The organism is Bradyrhizobium sp. AUGA SZCCT0158, assembly GCF_018130065.1.
Taxonomy (GTDB): domain Bacteria; phylum Pseudomonadota; class Alphaproteobacteria; order Rhizobiales; family Xanthobacteraceae; genus Bradyrhizobium.
This window is the reverse complement of record NZ_JAFCME010000008.1, coordinates 144,496-164,721: the sequence shown is the minus strand read 5'-3', so window position 1 is coordinate 164,721 and position 20,226 is coordinate 144,496. Positions and strand designations below refer to the sequence as shown.

Annotated in this window: 19 protein-coding genes, 1 tRNA gene and 1 pseudogene; 6 read left to right on the top strand and 15 right to left on the bottom strand. The window is 63.1% G+C overall.

Features of this window, described 5'->3' with window-relative positions:
• Nucleotides 1-5 precede the first annotated feature (5 nt).
• The 3 genes from fliF to JQ574_RS13885 all read right to left on the bottom strand — a co-directional run bounded on the left by fliF (nt 6) and on the right by JQ574_RS13885 (nt 3,489).
• The gene (fliF, locus tag JQ574_RS13895) at nt 6-1,622 is read right to left on the bottom strand and encodes a flagellar basal-body MS-ring/collar protein FliF (RefSeq protein ID WP_212207305.1); all 1,617 of its coding nucleotides are present in this window, start codon (nt 1,620-1,622) and stop codon (nt 6-8) included.
• A 179-nt stretch (nt 1,623-1,801) separates the two neighbouring features.
• Nucleotides 1,802-2,077 carry a DUF1153 domain-containing protein gene (locus JQ574_RS13890; protein WP_002714638.1) on the bottom strand — a complete coding sequence of 92 codons (276 nt, stop codon included), beginning with the start codon at nt 2,075-2,077 and terminating at the stop codon, nt 1,802-1,804.
• A 407-nt stretch (nt 2,078-2,484) separates the two neighbouring features.
• Nucleotides 2,485-3,489 carry a hypothetical protein gene (locus JQ574_RS13885; RefSeq protein ID WP_212207306.1) on the bottom strand — a complete coding sequence of 335 codons (1,005 nt, stop codon included), beginning with the start codon at nt 3,487-3,489 and terminating at the stop codon, nt 2,485-2,487.
• Between the two features lie 17 nt (nt 3,490-3,506).
• Between JQ574_RS13885 and JQ574_RS13880 the strand changes: the two genes are divergently transcribed.
• Complete coding sequence (locus tag JQ574_RS13880) at nt 3,507-4,040, top strand: REP-associated tyrosine transposase (protein ID WP_212207307.1); 534 nt, start codon at nt 3,507-3,509, stop codon at nt 4,038-4,040.
• 949 nt (nt 4,041-4,989) lie between these two features.
• Here JQ574_RS13880 and JQ574_RS13875 read toward each other — a convergent pair.
• Both JQ574_RS13875 and JQ574_RS35695 read right to left on the bottom strand, forming a co-directional pair.
• Complete coding sequence (locus JQ574_RS13875) at nt 4,990-5,688, bottom strand: flagellar hook assembly protein FlgD (RefSeq protein WP_212209139.1); 699 nt, start codon at nt 5,686-5,688, stop codon at nt 4,990-4,992.
• Nucleotides 5,689-5,699: 11 nt separating this feature from the next.
• Nucleotides 5,700-7,325, bottom strand: a complete 1,626-nt coding sequence (locus tag JQ574_RS35695) for a flagellar hook-length control protein FliK (RefSeq protein WP_212209140.1) — start codon at nt 7,323-7,325, stop codon at nt 5,700-5,702.
• Nucleotides 7,326-7,701: 376 nt separating this feature from the next.
• Here JQ574_RS35695 and mnmA point away from each other — a divergent pair, with 376 nt between their 5' ends.
• The 5 genes and pseudogenes from mnmA to JQ574_RS35080 form a co-directional block, all read left to right on the top strand.
• Nucleotides 7,702-8,904 (top strand): tRNA 2-thiouridine(34) synthase MnmA, encoded by a 1,203-nt coding sequence (gene mnmA, locus JQ574_RS13865; protein ID WP_212209141.1) that lies wholly within the window; start codon nt 7,702-7,704, stop codon nt 8,902-8,904.
• Nucleotides 8,905-8,938: 34 nt separating this feature from the next.
• Nucleotides 8,939-9,577, top strand: coding sequence for a class I SAM-dependent methyltransferase (locus JQ574_RS13860; RefSeq protein ID WP_192737539.1), 639 nt, complete (start codon nt 8,939-8,941; stop codon nt 9,575-9,577).
• Nucleotides 9,578-9,619: 42 nt separating this feature from the next.
• Nucleotides 9,620-9,985 (top strand): hypothetical protein, encoded by a 366-nt coding sequence (locus JQ574_RS13855; protein WP_212209142.1) that lies wholly within the window; start codon nt 9,620-9,622, stop codon nt 9,983-9,985.
• Between the two features lie 92 nt (nt 9,986-10,077).
• A tRNA-Met gene (locus JQ574_RS13850) sits at nt 10,078-10,154 on the top strand.
• Between the two features lie 122 nt (nt 10,155-10,276).
• Nucleotides 10,277-10,444 (top strand): annotated as a pseudogene (locus tag JQ574_RS35080) (efflux RND transporter permease subunit); the annotation flags it as partial.
• Here the strand turns inward: JQ574_RS35080 and JQ574_RS35075 are convergent.
• The 10 genes from JQ574_RS35075 to JQ574_RS13800 all read right to left on the bottom strand — a co-directional run bounded on the left by JQ574_RS35075 (nt 10,445) and on the right by JQ574_RS13800 (nt 20,177).
• Complete coding sequence (locus tag JQ574_RS35075) at nt 10,445-11,416, bottom strand: tripartite tricarboxylate transporter substrate-binding protein (RefSeq protein WP_249119323.1); 972 nt, start codon at nt 11,414-11,416, stop codon at nt 10,445-10,447.
• A gap of 58 nt (nt 11,417-11,474) precedes the next feature.
• The gene (locus tag JQ574_RS13840) at nt 11,475-12,191 is read right to left on the bottom strand and encodes a GntR family transcriptional regulator (protein WP_192734570.1); all 717 of its coding nucleotides are present in this window, start codon (nt 12,189-12,191) and stop codon (nt 11,475-11,477) included.
• 28 nt (nt 12,192-12,219) lie between these two features.
• Nucleotides 12,220-12,930, bottom strand: coding sequence for an SDR family oxidoreductase (locus tag JQ574_RS13835; RefSeq protein ID WP_312014632.1), 711 nt, complete (start codon nt 12,928-12,930; stop codon nt 12,220-12,222).
• Nucleotides 12,931-12,993: 63 nt separating this feature from the next.
• Nucleotides 12,994-13,767, bottom strand: coding sequence for a 3-hydroxybutyrate dehydrogenase (locus JQ574_RS13830; protein WP_212209145.1), 774 nt, complete (start codon nt 13,765-13,767; stop codon nt 12,994-12,996).
• A gap of 17 nt (nt 13,768-13,784) precedes the next feature.
• Nucleotides 13,785-14,165 (bottom strand): carboxymuconolactone decarboxylase family protein, encoded by a 381-nt coding sequence (locus tag JQ574_RS13825; protein ID WP_212383600.1) that lies wholly within the window; start codon nt 14,163-14,165, stop codon nt 13,785-13,787.
• Nucleotides 14,166-14,184: 19 nt separating this feature from the next.
• Nucleotides 14,185-15,420 (bottom strand): ABC transporter substrate-binding protein, encoded by a 1,236-nt coding sequence (locus JQ574_RS13820; RefSeq protein WP_212209147.1) that lies wholly within the window; start codon nt 15,418-15,420, stop codon nt 14,185-14,187.
• Nucleotides 15,421-15,459: 39 nt separating this feature from the next.
• Nucleotides 15,460-16,728: an ABC transporter substrate-binding protein gene (locus JQ574_RS13815; protein WP_212209148.1), complete on the bottom strand. Its 1,269-nt coding sequence runs from the start codon at nt 16,726-16,728 to the stop codon at nt 15,460-15,462.
• Between the two features lie 29 nt (nt 16,729-16,757).
• Nucleotides 16,758-17,465 (bottom strand): ABC transporter ATP-binding protein, encoded by a 708-nt coding sequence (locus JQ574_RS13810; protein ID WP_212209149.1) that lies wholly within the window; start codon nt 17,463-17,465, stop codon nt 16,758-16,760.
• A complete protein-coding gene (locus JQ574_RS13805) occupies nt 17,452-19,242 on the bottom strand; it encodes an ABC transporter permease subunit (RefSeq protein WP_212209150.1) in 1,791 nt (596 codons plus the stop codon). The genes JQ574_RS13810 and JQ574_RS13805 overlap by 14 nt, the downstream gene beginning before the upstream one ends.
• Nucleotides 19,239-20,177 (bottom strand): branched-chain amino acid ABC transporter permease, encoded by a 939-nt coding sequence (locus JQ574_RS13800; RefSeq protein WP_212209284.1) that lies wholly within the window; start codon nt 20,175-20,177, stop codon nt 19,239-19,241. The genes JQ574_RS13805 and JQ574_RS13800 overlap by 4 nt, the downstream gene beginning before the upstream one ends.
• Nucleotides 20,178-20,226: the final 49 nt, after the last annotated feature.

The following is a 20,226-nucleotide window of genomic DNA, read 5'->3' as shown; positions in this document are numbered from 1 at the left end:
TCAGGTTACTCGACAGGTTCGGTGAGCCATTGACGAACAATGGAGGCGGTCTCGTTCGGATTTCGTTCGGCGAGTTCACCGACCCGGTGCACGGCCTGGGCGTGGACCTGGCCCTGAACCTGGGCGACGTCGATCAGCGCGGCGGCGCCGCCGGCGGGAAGCAGGACCTGGCCCGGCGCGCCTTCGGCGGTGCCGTCGGCCAGTGCCGGCACAGCGGCGCCGCCGGCCAGCGCGGGAACGACTTCGGCGGCCAGGATGCGCTTGACCAGCGGGCGGATCACCATGAACAGCACGACGAGGCCGAGCAGCATCATGACGCCGAGTTCGATGACGTACATGACGTCATCCTTGGTGAACTGGAACATGCCGAGCAGGCCGGTCGGCTCGGCATGCGGGGGCACGGTTGGGGCTTCGGCAAAGCGCAGGTTGACGACCTCGACCTGGTCGCCGCGCTTCTGGTCGAAGCCGATCGCCGAGCGAACCAGGGTTGCGATGCGGTCGAGCATTTCCTTGCTGCGGTCGGAATAGACCATCTCGCCTTTTTCGTTCTTGGTGTAGGCGCCGTCGACCAGCACCGCGACCGAGATCTTGTTGACCCGGCCGGCCTCGGTCACCTCGGTCTTGGTGACGCGGGAAATCTCGTAATTATTGGTTTCTTCGCTCTTCTTGCTCTGGTCGCGCGCCGCGACGCCGGCATTGGTCTGGTTGCCGGGCAGCTCGTTGTTGACCGTGACCTGGCCGCTGTCGCCGGCGGTCGCCGAGGATTCCTCGCGGGACTGGCTGGAGCGCAGCACGCGGCCTTCGGGGTCGAACTTGTCCGAGGTCTGGGTGACCTTGTTGTAGTCGAAATCGGCGGTGAGCTGGACGCGGGCGCGGCCCTGGCCGACCACCGAGGAGACGATCGCCTCGACCTCGTTGCGCATCCGTTTCTCGAAGGCGGTGCGGCGCTCGTCGCCGCTGGCGCCCTCGGGATTGCTGCTGGCGCCGTCGGCGAGCAGCCGGCCGCCCTCGTCGACGATCGACACCCGCTGCGGCTTCAGGCCGTTGACGGCGGACGCCACCACGTGGCGGATGGCGCGGATCTGCTGGGGCTCGAGGCTGCCGCGCACCCGGACCACGATGGACGCCGACGGCTCCGGGATTTCGCGGGAGAACAGCGGCCGTTCCGGCAGCACCAGATGGACCCGCGCGGCCTGAATGCGGTCGATAGCGCGGATGGTGCGGGAGAGCTCGCCCTCCAGCGCGCGCAGATGATTGATGTTCTGGACGAAGCTGGTGGTGCCGAGCGCGTCGGACTTGTCGAAGATCTCGTAGCCGACGCCGCCGCCCTTGGGCAGGCCGCCTTCGGCCAGCTTCATCCGCAGCCGCGTCACCTTGTCCTTCGGCACCATGATCACGGCGCCTTCGTTGCGCATTTCGAAGGGGATCGCCTGGCGTTCCAGATCCTTGATGATGCTGGATGAGTCTTCGGCCGAGAGGTCGGTGAAGAGGGTGGTCATCTGCGGCGTCGTGACGCGCATGATGACGAACGCGAAGAAGCCGATCAGGGCGGCGGTCACGGCGACCATCGCCATCAGCCGCGACGCGCCAAGGCCTTTCAGGAAAGCAACGAGACTTTGCACCAACCGCCCCCAGGGGTTCGGCCCAGATTCGTACCCGGGGACCGACTGGGCAATTATTGCCTAGGGGATGGTTTCCATATGGTTAACGACCGTTAAAGTCGGTGAAGAAGTTTGGGCATGAAAAAAACCAGCTTCGCAAAACGAAGCCGGTTTTCATCAAATCTTCCGGTTTGGAGCGTTTATTGCCGGTATTGCTGGATGCGGGTGGTCCGCAAGCCTGCCAGGCCATGCTGATCGATGGAGAACTGCCAGGACAGGAACTCGTCCACCGTCAGCGTGTAGCGGCTGCAAGCCTCCTCGAGGGAGAGCAGGCCGCCGCGAACCGCGGCAACGACTTCGGCCTTGCGGCGGATCACCCACCGTTTGGTGCCGGGCGCGGGCAGGTCCGCAATTGTTAATGGACTTCCGTCAGGCCCGATGACGTATTTTACCCTCGGGCGATGGGGTTCTGTCATGGCGTACTCACAAACTCTCAACCACTGAACTCACCCTGATAACCTACGCCGTGCGACTTAAAATTTGCCTAAGCCCAAGGCTTCAATACGAATCTCGTTGGAAATGGCTGGAACTGGGGCGGGGGAGGGGGCGAGTATTGGAGCCGGGTAGGGCGGATTGGAGCCGACCACATCGGCGGTCGCTCCACGAGCGAAGGTGCAAGGCGTAATCCGCCACTCAGGCAAATCACCGGGGTCATCGCTGTTCGCAGAAGGTCGCCAATTGCGCACCCGCGACCATCATTCGATATGGCACGCAGGATAGCACAGACCTTGTTGGCGATGTAACCGGTGCGGCGGATTGCTCCTTCGGCTCGATCCGCCCTACGGGCTGCGTTCGGCTGCATGATGACCGAAAACGCTCGCCACTAGTACAGTTTGGCGGGGACCATCTCTTCCAGTTTCGGTAAGCTAGAGTGGCGTTTGTCCTGCGTTTCATAAATGCTGCCGGGGTCAGGCGTGTCCTCTTCAAATGCCCGTATTCGCATGGCGACATGTTGCAGATCGCTTTGAAACTTGTAGGCCACCACGGCGCCCGTAGCGTACGCAATGCTCACCACAGAGTTGGGTGCAGGCTTTTCCCAAGCAACCTTTCGGTCCTCAAAAACGCCGTTGTAAACTCTGATGATATCTGCGGCGAGACTTACCCTTAACAAGCCAACCTTGCTGATGTTCTCGTTGTAGAAGGGAGCCTTGTATCCCGCCATGACAAACTCCTTCATGGACGGAGCCGAATTGTGTTCATGCATAGCTTTATACAGGAGAGCGAACTGATGGTGTGACTGGGCGTAATTTCCTGCGGTTGTATGCAGGGAAACGATTTCTGCCCGGAGCCCAGATAGTAGTATCCGACGTTCTCGCGCTTCCTCTTCTGCTTTGCCGGCTAGTTCTAGCTCGTGACGGTGCAGTCTGGCCTCTCGCTCAAGTCGAGACTGGTTCTCCTGTGATCTAATGAGGTTACGGAAGCCCTTGTTGGTTTGCCAAGCGACGACACAAAGGCCGACAACAGCTCCGAATAGGGTGGCCGTACCAGGATCTATTTTCAGTCCTGAAAGTGAGAGCAGGGTAACTATGTTGGCCAACAGGAAGGCCAGTCCCGCCACCAAGACCAACCATAACGTCCGTGGCATACTTTTGAAGCGGCGGAATTCAATATCAAGAAACGAACGGTTTGCCATCTTCTTACCAAAGGTCAGTGGCGCAGGAAGGCGTTGTAGAAAATGCCTGCGACCAATGTGACGCCAGCCGCGATGCGAATAGGGCCTCGCTGTGTCTTGGTGATAGCAGATCGTGAGCGAGTCAATACCGAGCTCGTAGGGCGGATTGAGCCGAAGGCGTAATCCGCCCTCTTGGCAGTGCCACAACCATAACATGTGCTATCCTGCTCCCCATGCCGAATTATCGTCGCGCCTTCATTCCGGGCGGCTGCTGGTTCTTCACCGTCAACCTGCTGGAGCGGCGGAAAACCCTGCTCGCCGATCATATCGCGATGCTGCGCGAGGCCGTCGCCATAACCCGCCGCGACCATTCCTTCACCATCGATGCCTTCGTCGTGCTGCCCGATCATCTGCATGCGGTCTGGCAACTGCCGCCGGGCGATCATGATTTCTCCACGCGCTGGCGTCTGATCAAGACGCGGTTCGCGCGAGCGTTGCCGAAACAGGAGCGGCTCAGTGCTGGGCGCGTCGCACGCCACGAACGCGGCATCTGGCAGCGGCGGTTCTGGGAGCATTTGATCCGCGACGAGTCCGACTATGCGCGCCATGTCGAATATTGCTACATCAATCCGCTCAGGCATGGCCTCGTCACGCGCGTGTGCGATTGGCCGTATTCCTCGTTTCATCGCGACGTGCGCGCGGGGTTGTTTCCGGAAGATTGGGCTGGTGACGGCGAGGTGGACGGTGATTTCGGCGAGCGACGGTGATTGGGCGGGTTGCTGGTTCTGATCGGCGGATTACGCCCAACGGGTCCGCTTTGCGCGGACCCGTTGGCTCCAATCCGCCCTACCGTTGCTGCGTCGCCTCGTGCGCAAGCGAAATCTCGCTGCGCGCGTGCGACAAATCAACCCGACGGGCAAATCACTTCCGATTTACGGAAATCGTGTCAAGCCCTCAAATAAAAAATATTTCTGTTTACCGGAAGGAAAATCAGGTGCATATGTTTGCCCATCCCGTCCCACTCAGAGGGCGTCGGCCGTCGTCACGGACGTTGGGCGGGTTGCGGTGGACGCTGGTTTACGCCTCGACGACGGCGTGGATAAGCGTACGGCAAAACCGTGTGGTCCTGGCGCCCGTTGCTGGCGTCAAGCCGTCGGCTAAGCGCAAGCTGAACCGGTGGTGACGGAGTCAACCAAGAACTCGTCTCCGGGGAGAGCGCGGCATAAGCCGTAAAGCCATTGCGCAGGGAAGGCCGGGTGTTCACCGCTGCCCTGTATGCTCGTGTGCATGTTGTTTTGTGCAATCCGCACACGGGACCGCGGGTGCAGCGCGCACCCGGTCTTCCCTGCGCCCTCTATTTTCGAGGGCACGGAATTTCTGGCAGAGCTCGGGCGCAATGCGTCGCGAGAATGCGAAGGCATATTCAGTTGTCGTCACCCGCGAAGGCGGGTGACCCAGTATTCCAGAGACGTCAGCGAAGAATCGAGAAGCCGCGGCGTACTGGATCGCCCGGTCAAGCCGGGCGATGACGGCAAGGGCTGTTTGAAATTTGAATCCAAAGTCTGACCGCGTCATTGCGAGCGAAGCGATCCATACCTCAGCAAGTCGTGAGATGGATTGCTTCGCTTCGCTCGCAATGACGCGGAGAGGGTTGCGGACGTTCACGCGGAAGGCCGGGACGGCGAGGACGAGAGCGCGACCCGTCAGCCCGCAGCGCTAGCTCGCGGTCGACGGGCGCACCACGCGCTTGATCTTGTCGGTGGTGTAGCTCTGCCCGCCGATCGACAGCAGCGGCGGGGAGGCGCTTAGATCGACTGAATCGACGACGCCCTGGACTTCGGTGGAGATCGAGACGTTGTTGCCTGCACTGTCCTTGCCTGTCGCGGTGAGGGTGTAGGTGCCGGCCGGCCACTGCGCGCCGTCATTGCCCTTGCCGTCCCAGACGAAACTGGAGCCGCCCTGCTTCAGCGCATAGCTGCCGGAATAGGCCGTCAGTCCCGTCGAACTGGTGATCGTGATCGATGCCGTGGTGTCTTTCTCCGACTGGAAATTCCAGGTCGCCGACTTGTCGAACTGCGCCTTGCTGCCGTCGACCGCAACCGTGTTGCCGACATAGACCAGCGCCTGCGTCGCCTGGGCGCTCTTTTCGATTTCGATCAGCGACTTCAACTGCTCGTTGGACCGCAGCTGCTGCTCGACGCCGGCGAACTGCACCAGTTGCTGAGTGAACTGGTTGGTGTCGAGCGGATCCATCGGGTTCTGGTTCTGCAGCTGCGTCGTCAGCAGCGTCAGAAAGGTCTGGAAATTGTCCGCGATCCCCGTCGTCGCCGTCGAGGACGTCGAGCTCGTGGAGGTCGAACTGCCGGTTCCGGCCGCCGACACGATCGGTGTCGGCATGGTTGCTTCTATGCCCATAACGCTCTCCGTTAAACCCTGATGTCCACGCCGCCGCTCGCTCCGAGCATGCGGCCATAGTTGCGGCCGGCGACCGCCGCCGGAATGCTGTCTTCTTCGCTGACGACCAGCCGATGGGCATTGGGATTGGACTGGTTGCCGTCGTTCTGGCCCCGCGAGGATTGATCGCGCAGGCTGAATTGCAGCCCGCCATTGCCGGTCGAAAGCCCGGCATTGTCGAGCGCGCGCTGCAGCTGGTTGGCGTCCTGGCGCAGCATCGACAACGTCTCCGGCCGCTCCACCGTCAGATGCGAGGTGACCTGGCCGTTGCGATCGACATCGATGCGGACGTCGATGCGGCCAAGCTCGGCCGGATCGAGCCGGATTTCGAAACGGCTCTTGCCGCTCCTGGCGGACGCCGCGATTTCCATCGCAAGCCCGCTGAGCGGCACCGCCGCTGATGTCGCGACCGCGACGTTGAGCTGGGGTGCCGGGGCCGGCGTGGTGGAAGATGCCGGCTGCTGCGTCTGGATCGCGCCAGCGGCCTGCAAGCCGTTGTTCGATGCGCCAGCCAGGGTCTGGCTGACATCGGCTGTGACCGGATGCGCATGGGCGGCCGCATTGGCCGATAGTGCCGGAGCGCCGTTGCCTGCGATATCAGCCTTAGCGGCGTCGATGACGCCGTTCTCGGCTTTCGCTTGGCCGGCGACCTCCGCCTGCGGTGCGGTGGCGGGAACGATCGTGCCGGGTGCCGGAGCTGCGGGAGCAGCGGTCGTGCCGGCAGCCTTGTCGGACTCGCCCGATGTCGCAGCGGCTTCCTTCGTGGCGACCGTCGTCTTGGCTTGCGTTGCGGTCTTCGACACGCCGGCAGCCGTCGCGGCTGCGGATGCAGCCAATGCGATGCCTGTTGTGACCGTGGTGTCGGCGGAGGTGGCCTGCGCGGTGACGGCGACGCTGACCGCCGTTTGGGACTCGACCTTCGCGCCCTCTGTCTTGGCCGCGTTGGCAGTCGCAGCCGGATTTGCGCTGGCATCGGCCGCCGGAGCGTCTGCTCCGGTGAGAGAGGCGGCGGCGGCAATGGCGGCTGCGGCGATGGCAAGCGGCGCCGTCGCGGTATCGGTCGGAGCTTTTGCGGTTGATGCTTCCACTGTTGCCGTGGCGACGGGAATGACTGATGCGACGGCGTTGGCCGCTACCATCGCTGCCGTATCCTGTTTCGCTTCGGTCTGATCGGCGGTCGCAGCGCCTTGGCCGGAAGCGGGCTTGCCTTCCGCCTTGGTCTCATCCGGTTTCGAAATGTCGGACTTCGATGAATCCGATTTCGGCTTGGAGCGGCGGGTTGCGTCAGTGTTGGCGTCCGCCTCGGCGCTGTCGCGGGCATTGCTGCTGGCATCGTGGTTGATGGCGTCGCTGCGCGCGGCCTTGTCGGATGCCGCTTTGTCCGAAGCTGCCTTGTCCGATGCGGCCGTGTTGTCGCGCGCCCGGTGGTCCGCCGGGCCTTGAGAATCGTCAGCGCGGCGCGGCGCGGTGTCCTGGGGGCGGTGGTCGCTGTTGGCAGCGGCCTTGTTGCTGTCGACCAACGCGGCAAAGCTGTCGTTTCCGGCCGCCTGGTCGGAATCCGATCGCCCCGACCTCGCCGTCGCGCCTTGAAAAGACACGTTTGCCAATACTTCTGACGTGACACTAACCACGGGCGACCCTCGCGCTGAAACCTTGACTACCTCTCAGCAAGGACCGGGCCACGCCCTATATCAGAATAATTTCCTTTAACTTCAATTGCTTAATGAGGAGGCGGGTTGGCCACGAAGGTCTTGGGCCGGCCCCTTTTTCTGCCCGGCGGCAAGATTTGCCGTCTATTGCCGGCCCAAAACCCGGTCCGGCTGATTGCCTCCCGGGAATACGGCCTATATTAAAGAGCGAACTTCCGGTCCGGCCAAAAAGGGCCGGACCGGGCCTTAAGGCCTTATATGTAAAAGGCTTTTTTGAACTCTTGCCGCGCGGCGCTGCCTCGCGATTGAAGCCGATTGACCTGCCATGCCGAACAGTTTGGACCTCGAAGGCCGCCCCCAGGACACACGGATCGTGGTCGCCATGTCTGGCGGCGTCGATTCCTCGGTGACGGCTGCCTTGCTGAAGTCCGAGGGCTACGACGTGGTCGGCATCACGCTGCAGCTCTACGACCATGGCGCGGCCACCCATCGCAAGGGCGCCTGCTGCGCCGGCCGTGACATCCACGACGCCCGCAACGTCGCCGAGCGGATCGGCATTCCGCATTACGTGCTCGATTACGAAAGCCGTTTTCGCGAGTCGGTGATCGACAATTTCGCCGACAGCTACGCGCTCGGCGAAACGCCGGTGCCGTGCATCGAGTGCAACCGCTCGGTCAAGTTTCGCGACCTGCTGTCGACCGCGCGCGAGCTTGGCGCCAGCGCGCTGGCGACCGGACATTATGTCGCCTCGCGCCGCCTCGTGGATGGATCGCGGGCGCTGGTGTGCGCCGCCGACGCCGACCGTGACCAGAGCTACTTCCTGTTCGCGACCACGCCCGAGCAGCTCGACTATCTGCGCTTTCCGCTCGGCGACATGACCAAGCCGCAGGCGCGCGAACTGGCGCGGCGCTTTGGCCTCGAGGTCGCCGACAAGCAGGACAGCCAGGACATTTGCTTCGTCCCGACCGGGCGCTACACCGACATCATCGGCCGCCTCAAGCCCGGCGCGATCGAGCCCGGCGACATCGTCGATCTCGACGGCCAAATCATCGGCCAGCATCAGGGCATCGTTCATTTCACTGTCGGCCAGCGCAAGGGACTGGGCATCGCGTCAGCCGCGCCGCTCTATGTCGTCAAGCTCGATGCCGCCAGCCGCCGCGTCGTGGTGGGGCCGCGCGAGGCGCTGCGGATGGACCGCATCCAGCTGCGCGACGTCAACTGGATCGGCGGCGGCGCGCTGGAGCGCGTGATCGGCGCAGGCATCGAGATGTTCGTGCGCGTGCGCTCGACGCGCCCGCCGCAGCCGGCCTGGCTGCGTGCGGTCGATGGCGGCTATGAAGTCGAACTCGTCGCCGGCGAAGAGGGCGTTTCGCCGGGCCAGGCCTGCGTGTTTTACGACGCGTCCTCGGGGCAGGCGCGCGTGCTCGGCGGCGGATTCATCAGAAGTGCGACCGCGCGGAACGCCGCGGCGAGGGCAAGGGCACAGGCGGCAACTTCACCACCGCTTGCCGAGGTGATGCGCGGCTAAAAAATGCGGGGCACAAGGGCGGGGGCTTAAGGGAATGACTGCGGACATCGACCGCGAGGGGGTCGAAAAGGCTTATGGGCGCTGGGCGCCGGTCTACGATCTCGTGTTCGGCAAGGTGTTCGAGCACGGGCGTCAATCGACGATCGCGGAAGCCGACAAGATCGGCGGGCGCATTCTCGACGTCGGCGTCGGCACCGGATTGTCGCTGTCGGATTATTCGCGCAGCACCAAATTGTGCGGCGTCGATATTTCCGAACCGATGCTGCGCCGGGCGCAACAGCGGGTTCGCGCGCTCGGCCTCTCCAATGTCGAAACGCTCGCGGTGATGGATGCCAAGAATCTGGCGTTCAAGGATTCGTTCTTCGACGCCGTGGTGGCGCAATATGTCATCACCGCGGTGCCGGATCCCGAACGCACGCTGGATGATTTCATCCGCGTGCTGAAGCCCGGCGGCGAACTCATCCTGGTCAATCACATCGGCGCCGAAAGCGGCCCGCGGCGCGTCTTTGAACTTGCCTTCGCACCGCTGGCGCGGCGGCTCGGCTGGCGGCCGGAATTCCCCTGGGAACGATTGACCAACTGGGCCGCCAAGCATGGCGGCGTCAGCCTGACCGAACGGCGGCCGATGCCGCCGATGGGGCATTTTTCGCTGATCCGCTTCCGCAAGTCGTGAAATCAGCCGGGAACCTCCGCGGCTGCGGACCGTTTTCCCTGCATGGCAATGAAACGCTCGCTCTTTCTGTCGTGTGTTCTGATGGCGGCCTCCGGCATGGCGGCGGCGCAGGCCCCGCCGAGTCCGGCCACTCCCCCGGCTCCGACCGCGCCGCCATCGCTCGCGCGGACCGCCAATTGCGCGCCGATGCAACCCATGCCGCATTCCGGCGCGGCAGCACCGGAAGGCACCACCACCGGCCAGCGGGCCGAACCGCTCGGCGAAAGGCTGGCGCGCTCCGATGGTGTGCTGTGCCCGCCCGCCGGCATTGATCCCGAAATCCACGCGCCGACGCCCGGTGGCGGCAAAACGCCGGTGATTCCGCCGCCCGGCAGCCCCGGCGGCGATCAGTCGATCCGGCCCAAATAGCGCCGGGCGGGTTTGCTTGACAGGTCGGCGACCGACTCCTTATATGCCGCGCGTTCGCGACTGCGGTATATTGGGCCGTGACGATGAACCGTGGCGAGGTAGCTCAGCTGGTTAGAGCACGGGAATCATAATCCTGGGGTCGGGGGTTCGAGTCCCTCTCTCGCTACCAATAGCTGCCGGGGTACCAACTCCCGAAAATCTTCAACGAATTCAATGGATCGGACGCTTCGCCGGCTTGTACGGCGTGCCCTGTGTCACATGGTTTGGGCACCGTGGTCGAATGGTTCGCTTGCGCCGATACCGTTAATCGTCGCTACCGTCCCCGGTACCGAATTACGGCGGCCGCTCGGCATCACTAGCCTAGGCGGGCTGCTGGTCTCCCAGCTCCTCACGCTCTACACGACTCCGGTGATCCACCCGCTGCTAAACCGGCCTCGGCCATTGCGAGCCGAGTCCGCTTTACTGCGGCGTAATGCCGGCATCCTTGATAATACGGCCCCATCTGTCGATTTCGCTCTTGAGAAGGGCTTCGAGCGCTGCGGGCGTCGCGCGTTCCTGCTCGACCGGCGCCATGCTGAGTTCGGCGAAGCGGTTGACTAGGGGCGGGTCCTTCAGCGCCTTTTGCAGCGCGTCGACGAGCGCATCAACGATCGGCTTGGGCGTATTGCGTGGCGCATACAGCCCGTACCAGGTCGTGACGTCGAACTTCGGCACCCCCGCTTCCGCCGACGTCGGCACATTCGGCAAGGTCGGCACGCGCTTCTTGCTGGTGATGGCGTAACCGGGGATGGTGCCGGCCTGAATATAGGGTGTCGGCCCGGTGGCCGGATCGCAGTAGACGTCGATGTGACCGGCGATGATATCGTTCAGCGCGGGGCCGCCGCCCTTGTAGTAGATCGGTGTGAGCTTGGCTTCGATGGCGTTCATGAACATCAACCCGCACAGGTGTGACGCGGAGCCGAGGCCGACATTGCCATAGGTGACCTTGTCGCCCTGGGCGCGCACATGCGCGACGAGTTCCTTGAGGTCCCTGGCCGGAAAATTCGCACGCGCCACCAGGATCATCGGCACGTCGGTGACGAGACCGATCGGCGCAAAGTCGCCAACGGGGTCGAACGGCAGCTTGGCGTAGAGCGCCGGCGCTGTGGCTTGGCCGACATGCATCAGCAGCAGGGTGTAACCGTCAGGCGAGGCTTTGGCGACGCGATTGGTTCCAAGGGTACCACCGGCGCCGACGACGTTTTCGATGACGAGCGACTGCTTCAGCGTCGCGCTCATCGATGTCCCGAGCAGGCGTGCAATGACGTCGCCGGGCCCGCCGGCCGAGAAGGGTACGACCAGCGTGATCGGCCGGCTCGGGAATTCCTGGGCGAATGCCGGCAGTACGGGCGACAGCAACAGCATCAGAAGAACGCGTCTTACAAGATTCATGACAGCTTCCTATCGGCCTTGTGGCCCCTTGAAACGGCTTGGTCGAAATAGCGTTGGGTCATTCATCCGCGGTCGCCTTCTCGTTCGACGCGGATGATTGTTCGATCATGCTGAGCGCGGCCACGGCCGCCGCGTTGATGTGATCGACGCAGCATTTCTCGGCGAGGTCGGGATCGCCGCTCTGGATGGCGCGCCAGATCGCGGTTACCTCGCGCAGACTCTTGTTGATGCGCTTTGGCTGCGACATCGAGGTAATCCGCAACAGCGTGATCCGGTCGTGCAGCGGCCTGAGCATTCGTTCGATGAAGGCGTTCTGACAGCCGCCGATCAGCGCCGCATAAAACTCCGTCTTGGCTTCGAGGGCCGTGATCAGGTCGGAATCGGCGAACGCCGCTTTCAGCTTGGTGAGAGCGTCCCCGATCCGGCGGACGACGGCGGGGTCGTGCAGGCGCGCGCATTCGCGTCCGGCAAATCCTTCGAGGACGGCGCGGGCGGCGTAGAGCTGCTTTGCCTCCTCGAGGCTGATGGTGCTGACGACAGGGCCGCGGTGAGGGACGGTATTGACGAGACCATCGGCTTCCAGCAACCGGAGCGCTTCGCGAATGGATGGCCGGCTTACGCCGGTCATCTCGCAAAGCTCCCGTTCGACCAGGCGCTGGCCTGGCTTCAGCTTTCCGGACATGATCGCCTCGCGCAGCTTCTGGGCGACCATCGACCGGACGGTCGGAACGTCCTCGATCCGGAGCGTGGATTGCAATTCACCGCGTTTGTCCATTGTCTACCGCCTTCGCACCGGCATTGGTTCAATAGCGATTTACGGGCAGAATCATCATCTCCGCAATCTGAACATGCGGCGGCTGGTCGAGCGCAAATACGATCGACCGGGCAATGTCGGCCGGTTCGAGCGCCATCTTGAACTGCTCAAAGTAGTCCTTTTCCTTCTCCCGGTCGCCGCGGTAGCGGGTGAGGATGATGTTGGTCCTGGTCAGGCCGGGCTGCATTTCGGTGACCCGGATCGCCGTTTCGGCAAGCTCTCCGCGGAGCGTTTCAGTAAACATGTGCACGCCCGCCTTGCTGGCGCTGTAGGCGGCCATATCAGGGACGATGCGTACGGCGTTGATCGAGCTGATGTTGACGATGTGGCCGGCGTTACGCCTGACCATCTCCGGCAGCAGGCTGCGGGTCACCCGCATCAGGCCGATCAGATTGGTCTGGATGATCCCGGACCAATCGTCCGCTGAGCCTAAATCGAAGCGGGTCCGGCCGCCGATGTCGTGGCCGGCGTTGTTGACGAGGATGTCGATCGGTTTGAAGGCATCCGGGATGAGGTCGGGCAGGCGGTCCACGGCCTTGGTGTCGGTAATATCGAGTTCGATCGGGAATGTGTTGTCGCCCATTTCAGCGGCGAACGCACGAAGCGAGGCCGGATCGCGGTCGGCGAGCACGACCCGCCGCCCGCTTTCGACCAGCGCTTTCGTGATCGCACGACCCATGCCACCGGCGGCGCCGGTCACCACGGCATTTCGGCTCGATGCTTCAGCCATTGCAGATCTCCTGGGTGGGACAGCCGATGATGTTCATGCGATGGACCAGCCTCCATCGATCGGCAGGGTAGCCCCCGTGATATCTTGCGCTGCCGGACTGCACAGGAAGGCCGCCATCGCGCCGACGCCTTCCATGGCGACAAATCGCCCGCTCGGCTGCCGGCTCGCAAGGTAGTCACTGGTGGTCTCGTCGACGCTGCGGCCTTCGCTGGCCGCGATGGCTGCGATCTTTCCCTGAATGGCCGGCGTCGGCAGCGTGCCCGGACACAGTGCGTTGCAGGTAATTCCGCTCTTTGACGTTTCGATTGCGACCGCACGGGTCATGCCGACGATGGCCGTCTTGGTGGTCACATAATCGATGCGGTCCGCGACCGCACGCGTCGAATAGATCGATGCCATGTTGATGATGCGGCCCCATTTCCGTTGCTTCATGCCGGGCAATGCAAGCCGGATCAGGTGGAACGGGGCCGATAGATTGACAGCGAGAGCTTCGTCCCATCGTTCCGGCGGGAAGTTCTCGACCGGTGAAAAATGCCGTACCACCGCATTGTTCACCAGGATATCGACCGCGCCGACACGTCCGAGCAGGCTGGCCATCATCGATTCTATGGCGGTGCGCTGTGCCAGGTCGGCTGCGATGCTGACTACCTCGACGCCAAACTGCGCGCGCAGACGATCCTGCGTCTGCGCCGGTTCGGTCAGGTCGTGCAGGACAATGCTGGCCCCCGCGCCCGCGAGGCTTTCGGCCACGGCGAGACCCAAGCCCGCCGTCGCCCCGGTCACGAGAGCCCATTTGCCCTTTAGCATCGCCTTAAGTTCCTCGGTTACTTCTTGTCGAGTTCGGCAAACACTTCCTTGGCGTTACGGAAAGCGTCCACGCCGGCCGGCACGCCGCAATAGATCGCGACCTGCATGAACACCTCGCGTATCTCCTCGCGCGTCGCGCCGTTGGTCAGGGCGCCCCGCACATGGGTTTTGAGTTCCTGCGGCCGGTTGAGCGCGCACAGCATCGCAAGGTTGAGGAAGCTGCGGGTCTTGTGCGTGAGGCCGTCGCGGCCCCAGACATAGCCCCAGCAATATTCCGTCGTGAGGTCCTGCATCGGCCGGTTGAAATCATCGGCCGATGCGATCGCCTTGTCGACGAACTCGCTCCCCAGAACGTCCTTTCGGATCTGGAGGCCTCGATCGTATGTTACCTTGTCCATGTCGGTATCCAATCTTGAGCTAGTTTTTCGGCCAGAATGGCTGCGACAGCGCCAGTTGCGGCGGGAATACCGTGACCGGTACGCCGGTTTGCCACTGCACGATCGTCATGCCGGCGCCGACGCGGCGACCCTTCGCGTCGAACTTGATTTCGCCGAGCGGGTAATATTTCGAAGGGCCGGCATCCATGGTGCGCAGCGCGTCGGCGACCGCAACGCGGTCAGCCTTGCCGGCTTTCTCGAGCCCGTCCTTGATCACCCACATGTCGCCATAGGTGGAGATCGCGTTCTGCGTCATCCATGGCTCCTTGTAGCGGGTCTTGAGTTCGGCGATCAGTGCCTCGTGACCCTTGGCGCCCCAGCTGGCGACGCAGGTGAGCAGGCCCTGCAGCAATTCCGGGCTGACGGTCTGCAGCATGTCGGGTTCGGCGATTGCGATGCCGAACGAGATGGTCGGAATCTTGCCTTGTCCGAGGCCGAACTCATTCATCTTCTCGAGCAGCAGCTTGGCGTCGGAAATCACCGTCGGCAGGAAGAACAGAAGATCAGGTTTCGCTGACCGGATTTTTTGAACCAGCGGGGTCGCGTCGGCGAGCGGTGGCGTGAAGGTTTCATCGACGATCAGCTGCAGGCCGTTTTCGGCGAGCAGGCCGTCGCGCATCGCCTTTGCGGAAGATACCGACGCTGCGGTGTTGTCGGTGATGATCGCGACCGTTTTCGGTTTCTTGCCGGAAGCAGTTTCCGCAAGCTTCACGATCTGCGGCAACGCCTGTCTTGCCTGCGATCCCGCTGTCGCCGAGGTCTGGAACACATACTTGAAGCCGCGGTCGGTAATCAGGTCGGAGTAGGAGAGGGTGAGGACCGGAAGGTTGGCCCGCTCCGTGACCTCTGTGACGGCCAGCGTGAACGAACTCAAATAGGCTCCGCTCGCAGCCACCATGTCGGTTTCCTGGGCGACCATCCGCTGCGCGGCGTTCTTGGCCTTCTCGGTGGTGTCGCCGGAATCGAGCACGACCAGCTTGAGCTTGGCGCCGCCCAGCGACTTGATGCCGCCCTGCGCATTGATGTGCTCGACCCCCATCTCGGCGCCGTGGCGCATCACGGCTCCGGGGCGCGCATAAAGGCCTGAGATTGGCACCAGCAATCCTACCTTCACTTCGGATGCTTGCTGTGCCCACGCGCGAGACGAGATCAGACCGGCGGATGCGCCGGCGAGTAAACTACGCCGTGTCAGTGCAGATCGGGTCTTCCTTGTCATGACAATTCCTCCCTGAAATCTTTGTTGACGACATGATGGTCAGGACTTCTTCGGCCAGAACGGGGACGCTTGAGCGAGGTCGGAAGGGAACACGGTGACGGGTACGCCGTTCTGCCACTGCACGATGACGACGCCGGCACCGACACGGCGGCCCTTTTCGTCGAACTTCAACTGGCCGCCGGGATAGTATTTCGCGGGCCCGCCATCCAGGGTGCGGAACGCATCGGCGACGGCGAGGCGGTTGGCCTTGCCGGCCTTTTCAAGTGCGGCCTTCATCAGCCACATGTCGCCGTAGGTCGAGATGACGTTCTGAGTCGCCCAGGGCTCCTTGTACTTGGCCTTGAGCTCGGCGATGATGTCCTCGTGTCCCTTGCAACCCCAATTGGCGACGATCGTCATGATGCCCTGGACGACTTCCGGGGTGACGCTTTGCAGCATGTCCGGCTCGGCAATGGTGATGCTGAAGGACACGGTCGGAATCTTGCCCTGTCCGAGGCCGAACTCGTTGATCTTCTCCAGGCCGAGCTTTGCGTCGGAGACCGCGTTCGGCATGAATAGCAGCAGGTCGGGCCTCGCCGACCTGACCTTCTGGATCAGCGGCGTGGCGTCGGAGAGCGGCGGCGTCCAGACTTCCTCGACCACGAGCTGAAGGCCTTCCTGCGCGAAGAGTTTCTCCTTCAGCGCTTTGGCGGTTGCGACCGAGGTTGCCGTATTGTCCATCAGCATGGCGACCGTCTTCGGCCGCTTGCCGGCGGCCTTTTCTGCGAGCTTCATCAGTTCGGGCAGACCGAGTTGCGATTGCACACTGGCGGGCGCGGCGGTCTGGAAAATAAACTTGAACCCGCGATCGGTCAGCAAGTCCGAATAAGACAGCGTCAGGACAGGCAGTTCGGCGCGTTCGGTGACTTCAGTCACCGCCAGTGTAAAGGAGCTGAGATAGGAGCCGGTCGCCGCAACCAGATCGGGCTCCTGCGCCACCATGCGCTGTGCCGCGTTCTTGGCCTTTTCGGTGGTGTCGCCGCAATCGATCACGACGAGCTTCATCTTCGCGCCGCCGAGCGATTTGATGCCGCCTTGCGCGTTGATGTGCTCGATGCCCATTTCGGCGCCCATGCGCATCACCTGGCCCGGGCGGGTATAGATGCCGGATAGCGGCACGATCAGGCCGACCTTGACCTCGGCCGGCGCTTGCGCGCGCGCCATCGTCGACAGGCCGATCGCCGCCGCGCCTGACAGCACGGTTCGCCGCGTCAGCGACGTCTTGGAGATCTTGTCGGCTGCGTTGTCCTCAATCTTGTCCTGGCCCATTTTCGTCCTTCCAATGGTGTTGTTGTTGGTTACATGCCGAGATAGGCCTTGCGGATGCGGTCGTCCGCCCGCAAGGTTTCGTTGTTGCCTTCGAGCGCGACGCGGCCGGCTTCGAGCACGTAGCCGTGGTCGGCGGATTCGAGGGCCTCCGCCACGCGCTGTTCGACCAGCAGGATGGTCAGGTTGGATTGCCGGCGGATTTCGATCAGCCGTTCGAAGATGAAATCGGCGATGGTGGGCGCAAGGCCCATCGAGGGTTCATCCAGCATCAGGAGCTTGGGCGAACCTGCGAGCCCGCGGCCGATCGCCAGCATCTGCTGCTGTCCGCCGGAGAGCGTGCCCGCGAACTGGCCGCGGCGCTCGGCCAGGATCGGCAGCCATTCGAAGATGCGCTCGATGTTGAGTTTCCAGTCGCGCTGGCCGGCCTCGGTCATCGCGCCCATTTCGAGGTTTTCCATCACCGTGAGCGAAGGAAAGACCTGACGGCCTTCCGGGACGTGGGCGATGCCGAGATGCGCGCGTTGCGACGGCCGGATCGCCAGCAGGTCGTGATCTTCGAACGTGATCGTTCCCGCGCTCGGCTGCACGATGCCGGAGATCGTCTTGAACAGTGTGGTCTTGCCGGCGCCGTTCGGCCCGACGATCGCGACGAACTGGCCTTCGTCGACCTTGATCGAGACGCCGTTCAACACGGGAATCGCGGAATAGCCGGCGGTCAGCCCTTCAATTCGGAGCATGGGCCACCCATTTTTTGCCGAGATAAGCCTCGATGACGCGGCTGTCGCGCGTGACCGCTTCGGGTTCGCCCTCGACGATCACGGCGCCGTGGTCGAGCACCAGGAAACTGTCGACCAGGCGGACCATCGCCTGCATCGTGTGTTCGATAATCGCGATCGTCATGCCGTCGCGCGCAAGCCGCTGAATCACCGCCACGACCTCGTTGGCTTCGTCATGTCCGAGGCCTGCGAGCGTCTCGTCGAGCAGCAGGATGCGTGGCTGTCCGGCCAGCGCGCGAGCGAGTTCCATCAGCCGCAATTCCTTGGTCGTGAGTTCGCCCGCGATGCGCTCGGCGATCTCAGACAGTCCGACGCGGGCAATCGCATCGGCCGCCAGCTTTCTGGCCTCGGCATCGGTCTTGGCGCGCACATAGGCCCCGACCACGACATTGTCCGAAATCGACATGCGCAGGAACGGGCGCATGATCTGGAAGGTGCGGCCGATGCCGGCCTCGCAGAGTTCGTGCGGCTTGCGGCCGGACATCTCGCGTCCGTCGAGCAGAATCTCGCCGGTACCCGGCCGCAGGAATCCGTTGAGCAGATTGAACAGCGTGGTCTTGCCGGCCCCGTTGGGACCGATGATTCCGAGGATCTCGTTTTGTCGCAGCTTGAAGCTGACATCCTGCACGGCCTTCAACCCGCCAAAGGAACGCGACAGGTTACGGACTTCGAGGACGACCTCGCCTGTCCCGGCGGGTCGTTTGGCACGCGCTGGCGCCGGTGCGGCGGGGGCGGCAGTCGCGACCGAAACATCCGGCGCGCTCGGCTTCGCCGCAGCCGATGGCGCCGACCGCTTGCGCAGGAAGTCACGCACTTTCCAGAACAGCCCTTCAGGCGCGAGCAGGATGACGCATATGATCGCGAGGCCGTAAATGACCCCCTGAATGCCGGGAAAGCGCGAGCCCGCTTCGGCATTGAGCGTTTCGGCGAGCGGGATCAGGATCACCGATCCGATCACCGGACCCCAGACTGTTCCAACCCCGCCGAACATGGCGACCGTCAGGGCCTGTGCCGATACCAGCATGCCGAACACGGATTGCGGGGTCACCACAAGCAACACGACAGCGTAGAACCCGCCGACAGCCCCGGCGATGGCGCCGCTGAGCGTGACGGCACGGAGCTTCCAGGCCAGCGTGTTGATCCCGGCGGCTTCCGCGGCCGCCTCATTTTGCTTGATCGCCAGCAGCGCCATACCGAAGCGCGATCGTTCGATCGCGCGTGTCAGCAGGATGGTGCCGAGCATCATCGCCAGCGCCAGCAACGTGTAGAGACGGTGATCGGCGAATTGCATATAGGCGATCGGATTGTCGCGCTTGATGGGCAGCGTGACTTCCTGCAGGCCGAGCCATTCGAACACGTACAGAATGGCGAGCGGGTAGGCCAGCATCGCCAATGCGAAGTAGTGCCCCTGCAGGCGGAAGGTCGGAAAGCCGATCAGCAATCCGGCGATACCGCCGAGAACGGCCGCGATGGGGATCGTCACCCACGGCGACAGGTCGAAATGGATCTGGCAGAGCACGACGGTATAGGCGCCGACTCCGAAGAAGGCGGCATGACCGAACGAGATCAGCCCGGTGTATCCGCTAAGCAGGTTCCACGACAGCCCGAAGATCGCCCAGACTGGTACCAGCGTCATCACCAGCTGGTAATAGGAATTGGTCACGCTCAGCGACACCGCGGCATAGAGCGCGGTGAAGACAAGGATAGGCAGCAGCGATCGCCATCCGCGCATGGTCATGTCCTCTCGACCATGCGTCCGAAGAAGCCTTGCGGACGAAAGAAGATGATCAGCAGGAACACGACGAAGATCGCGGCGTTCTGCAATTGCGTCGGCAGGATCAGCGTCGACATCTGCTGCACGAGGCCAATCGTCATGCCGCCCCAGAAGGCGCCGATGAGGCTGCCCATGCCGCCGAGCACGACGCCGGCATACATGACGATGACGTATTCGACACCGACAAAGGGATGGAATGGATAGTTGGTGGCGAGCAGGCCGCCGGCAATCGCCGTGATGCCGGTGCCGAGCGCAAAAGCAATGCGGTGCGCGCGGTCGACGTCGATGCCCATATAGGTCGCCGCGGTAGGGTTATCGGCGGCGGCGCGCAGCGATTTTCCGATCCGCGATCGCGTGATCATGAGCGTCAGCAGCAGCATCGTCACCAGCGAAACGACGGCATCTATCCCGCGCGCCTTGTTGATGAAGACGCTGACGTCATAAAGCATCGGTCCAAGCTCCCACGCCGAACTCGACAGCGGCGTCCGGATCGAGGCCAGTACCGAGCCGAACACGAGCAGGCCACCATTCTGCAGGATCAGTGCGATTCCGAGCGTCAGGATGAGCTGGGCATAGTGACCTTCGCCCTCGAGCGAGGAGGTGCGCATGCCTGACACGCGCGAGATCAGGGTAAGGTGGACGAAGTAGCCGAACACGGCCAGCACCGGGCCGGCCAGCAGGATCGCGACGAACGGCCCGAAAGTGTTGCCGAATGTCGCCTGCACGCCGAACGCGGTGAAGAAATAGAACGCGGCATACATGCCGAGCATCATGAAATCGCCCTGGGCGAAATTGATCACCCGCATGACGCCGAAGATCAGCCCGAGCCCGACGCACATCAGGCCGTAGACCGCGCCGATCAGGAGTCCGGCGGACAGTGCTTGCAGGAAGCCTTCCAGGGCCTGGGTCACTGAAAACCTCTCGTGCGGAGGGAGGATCGGTGTTTCG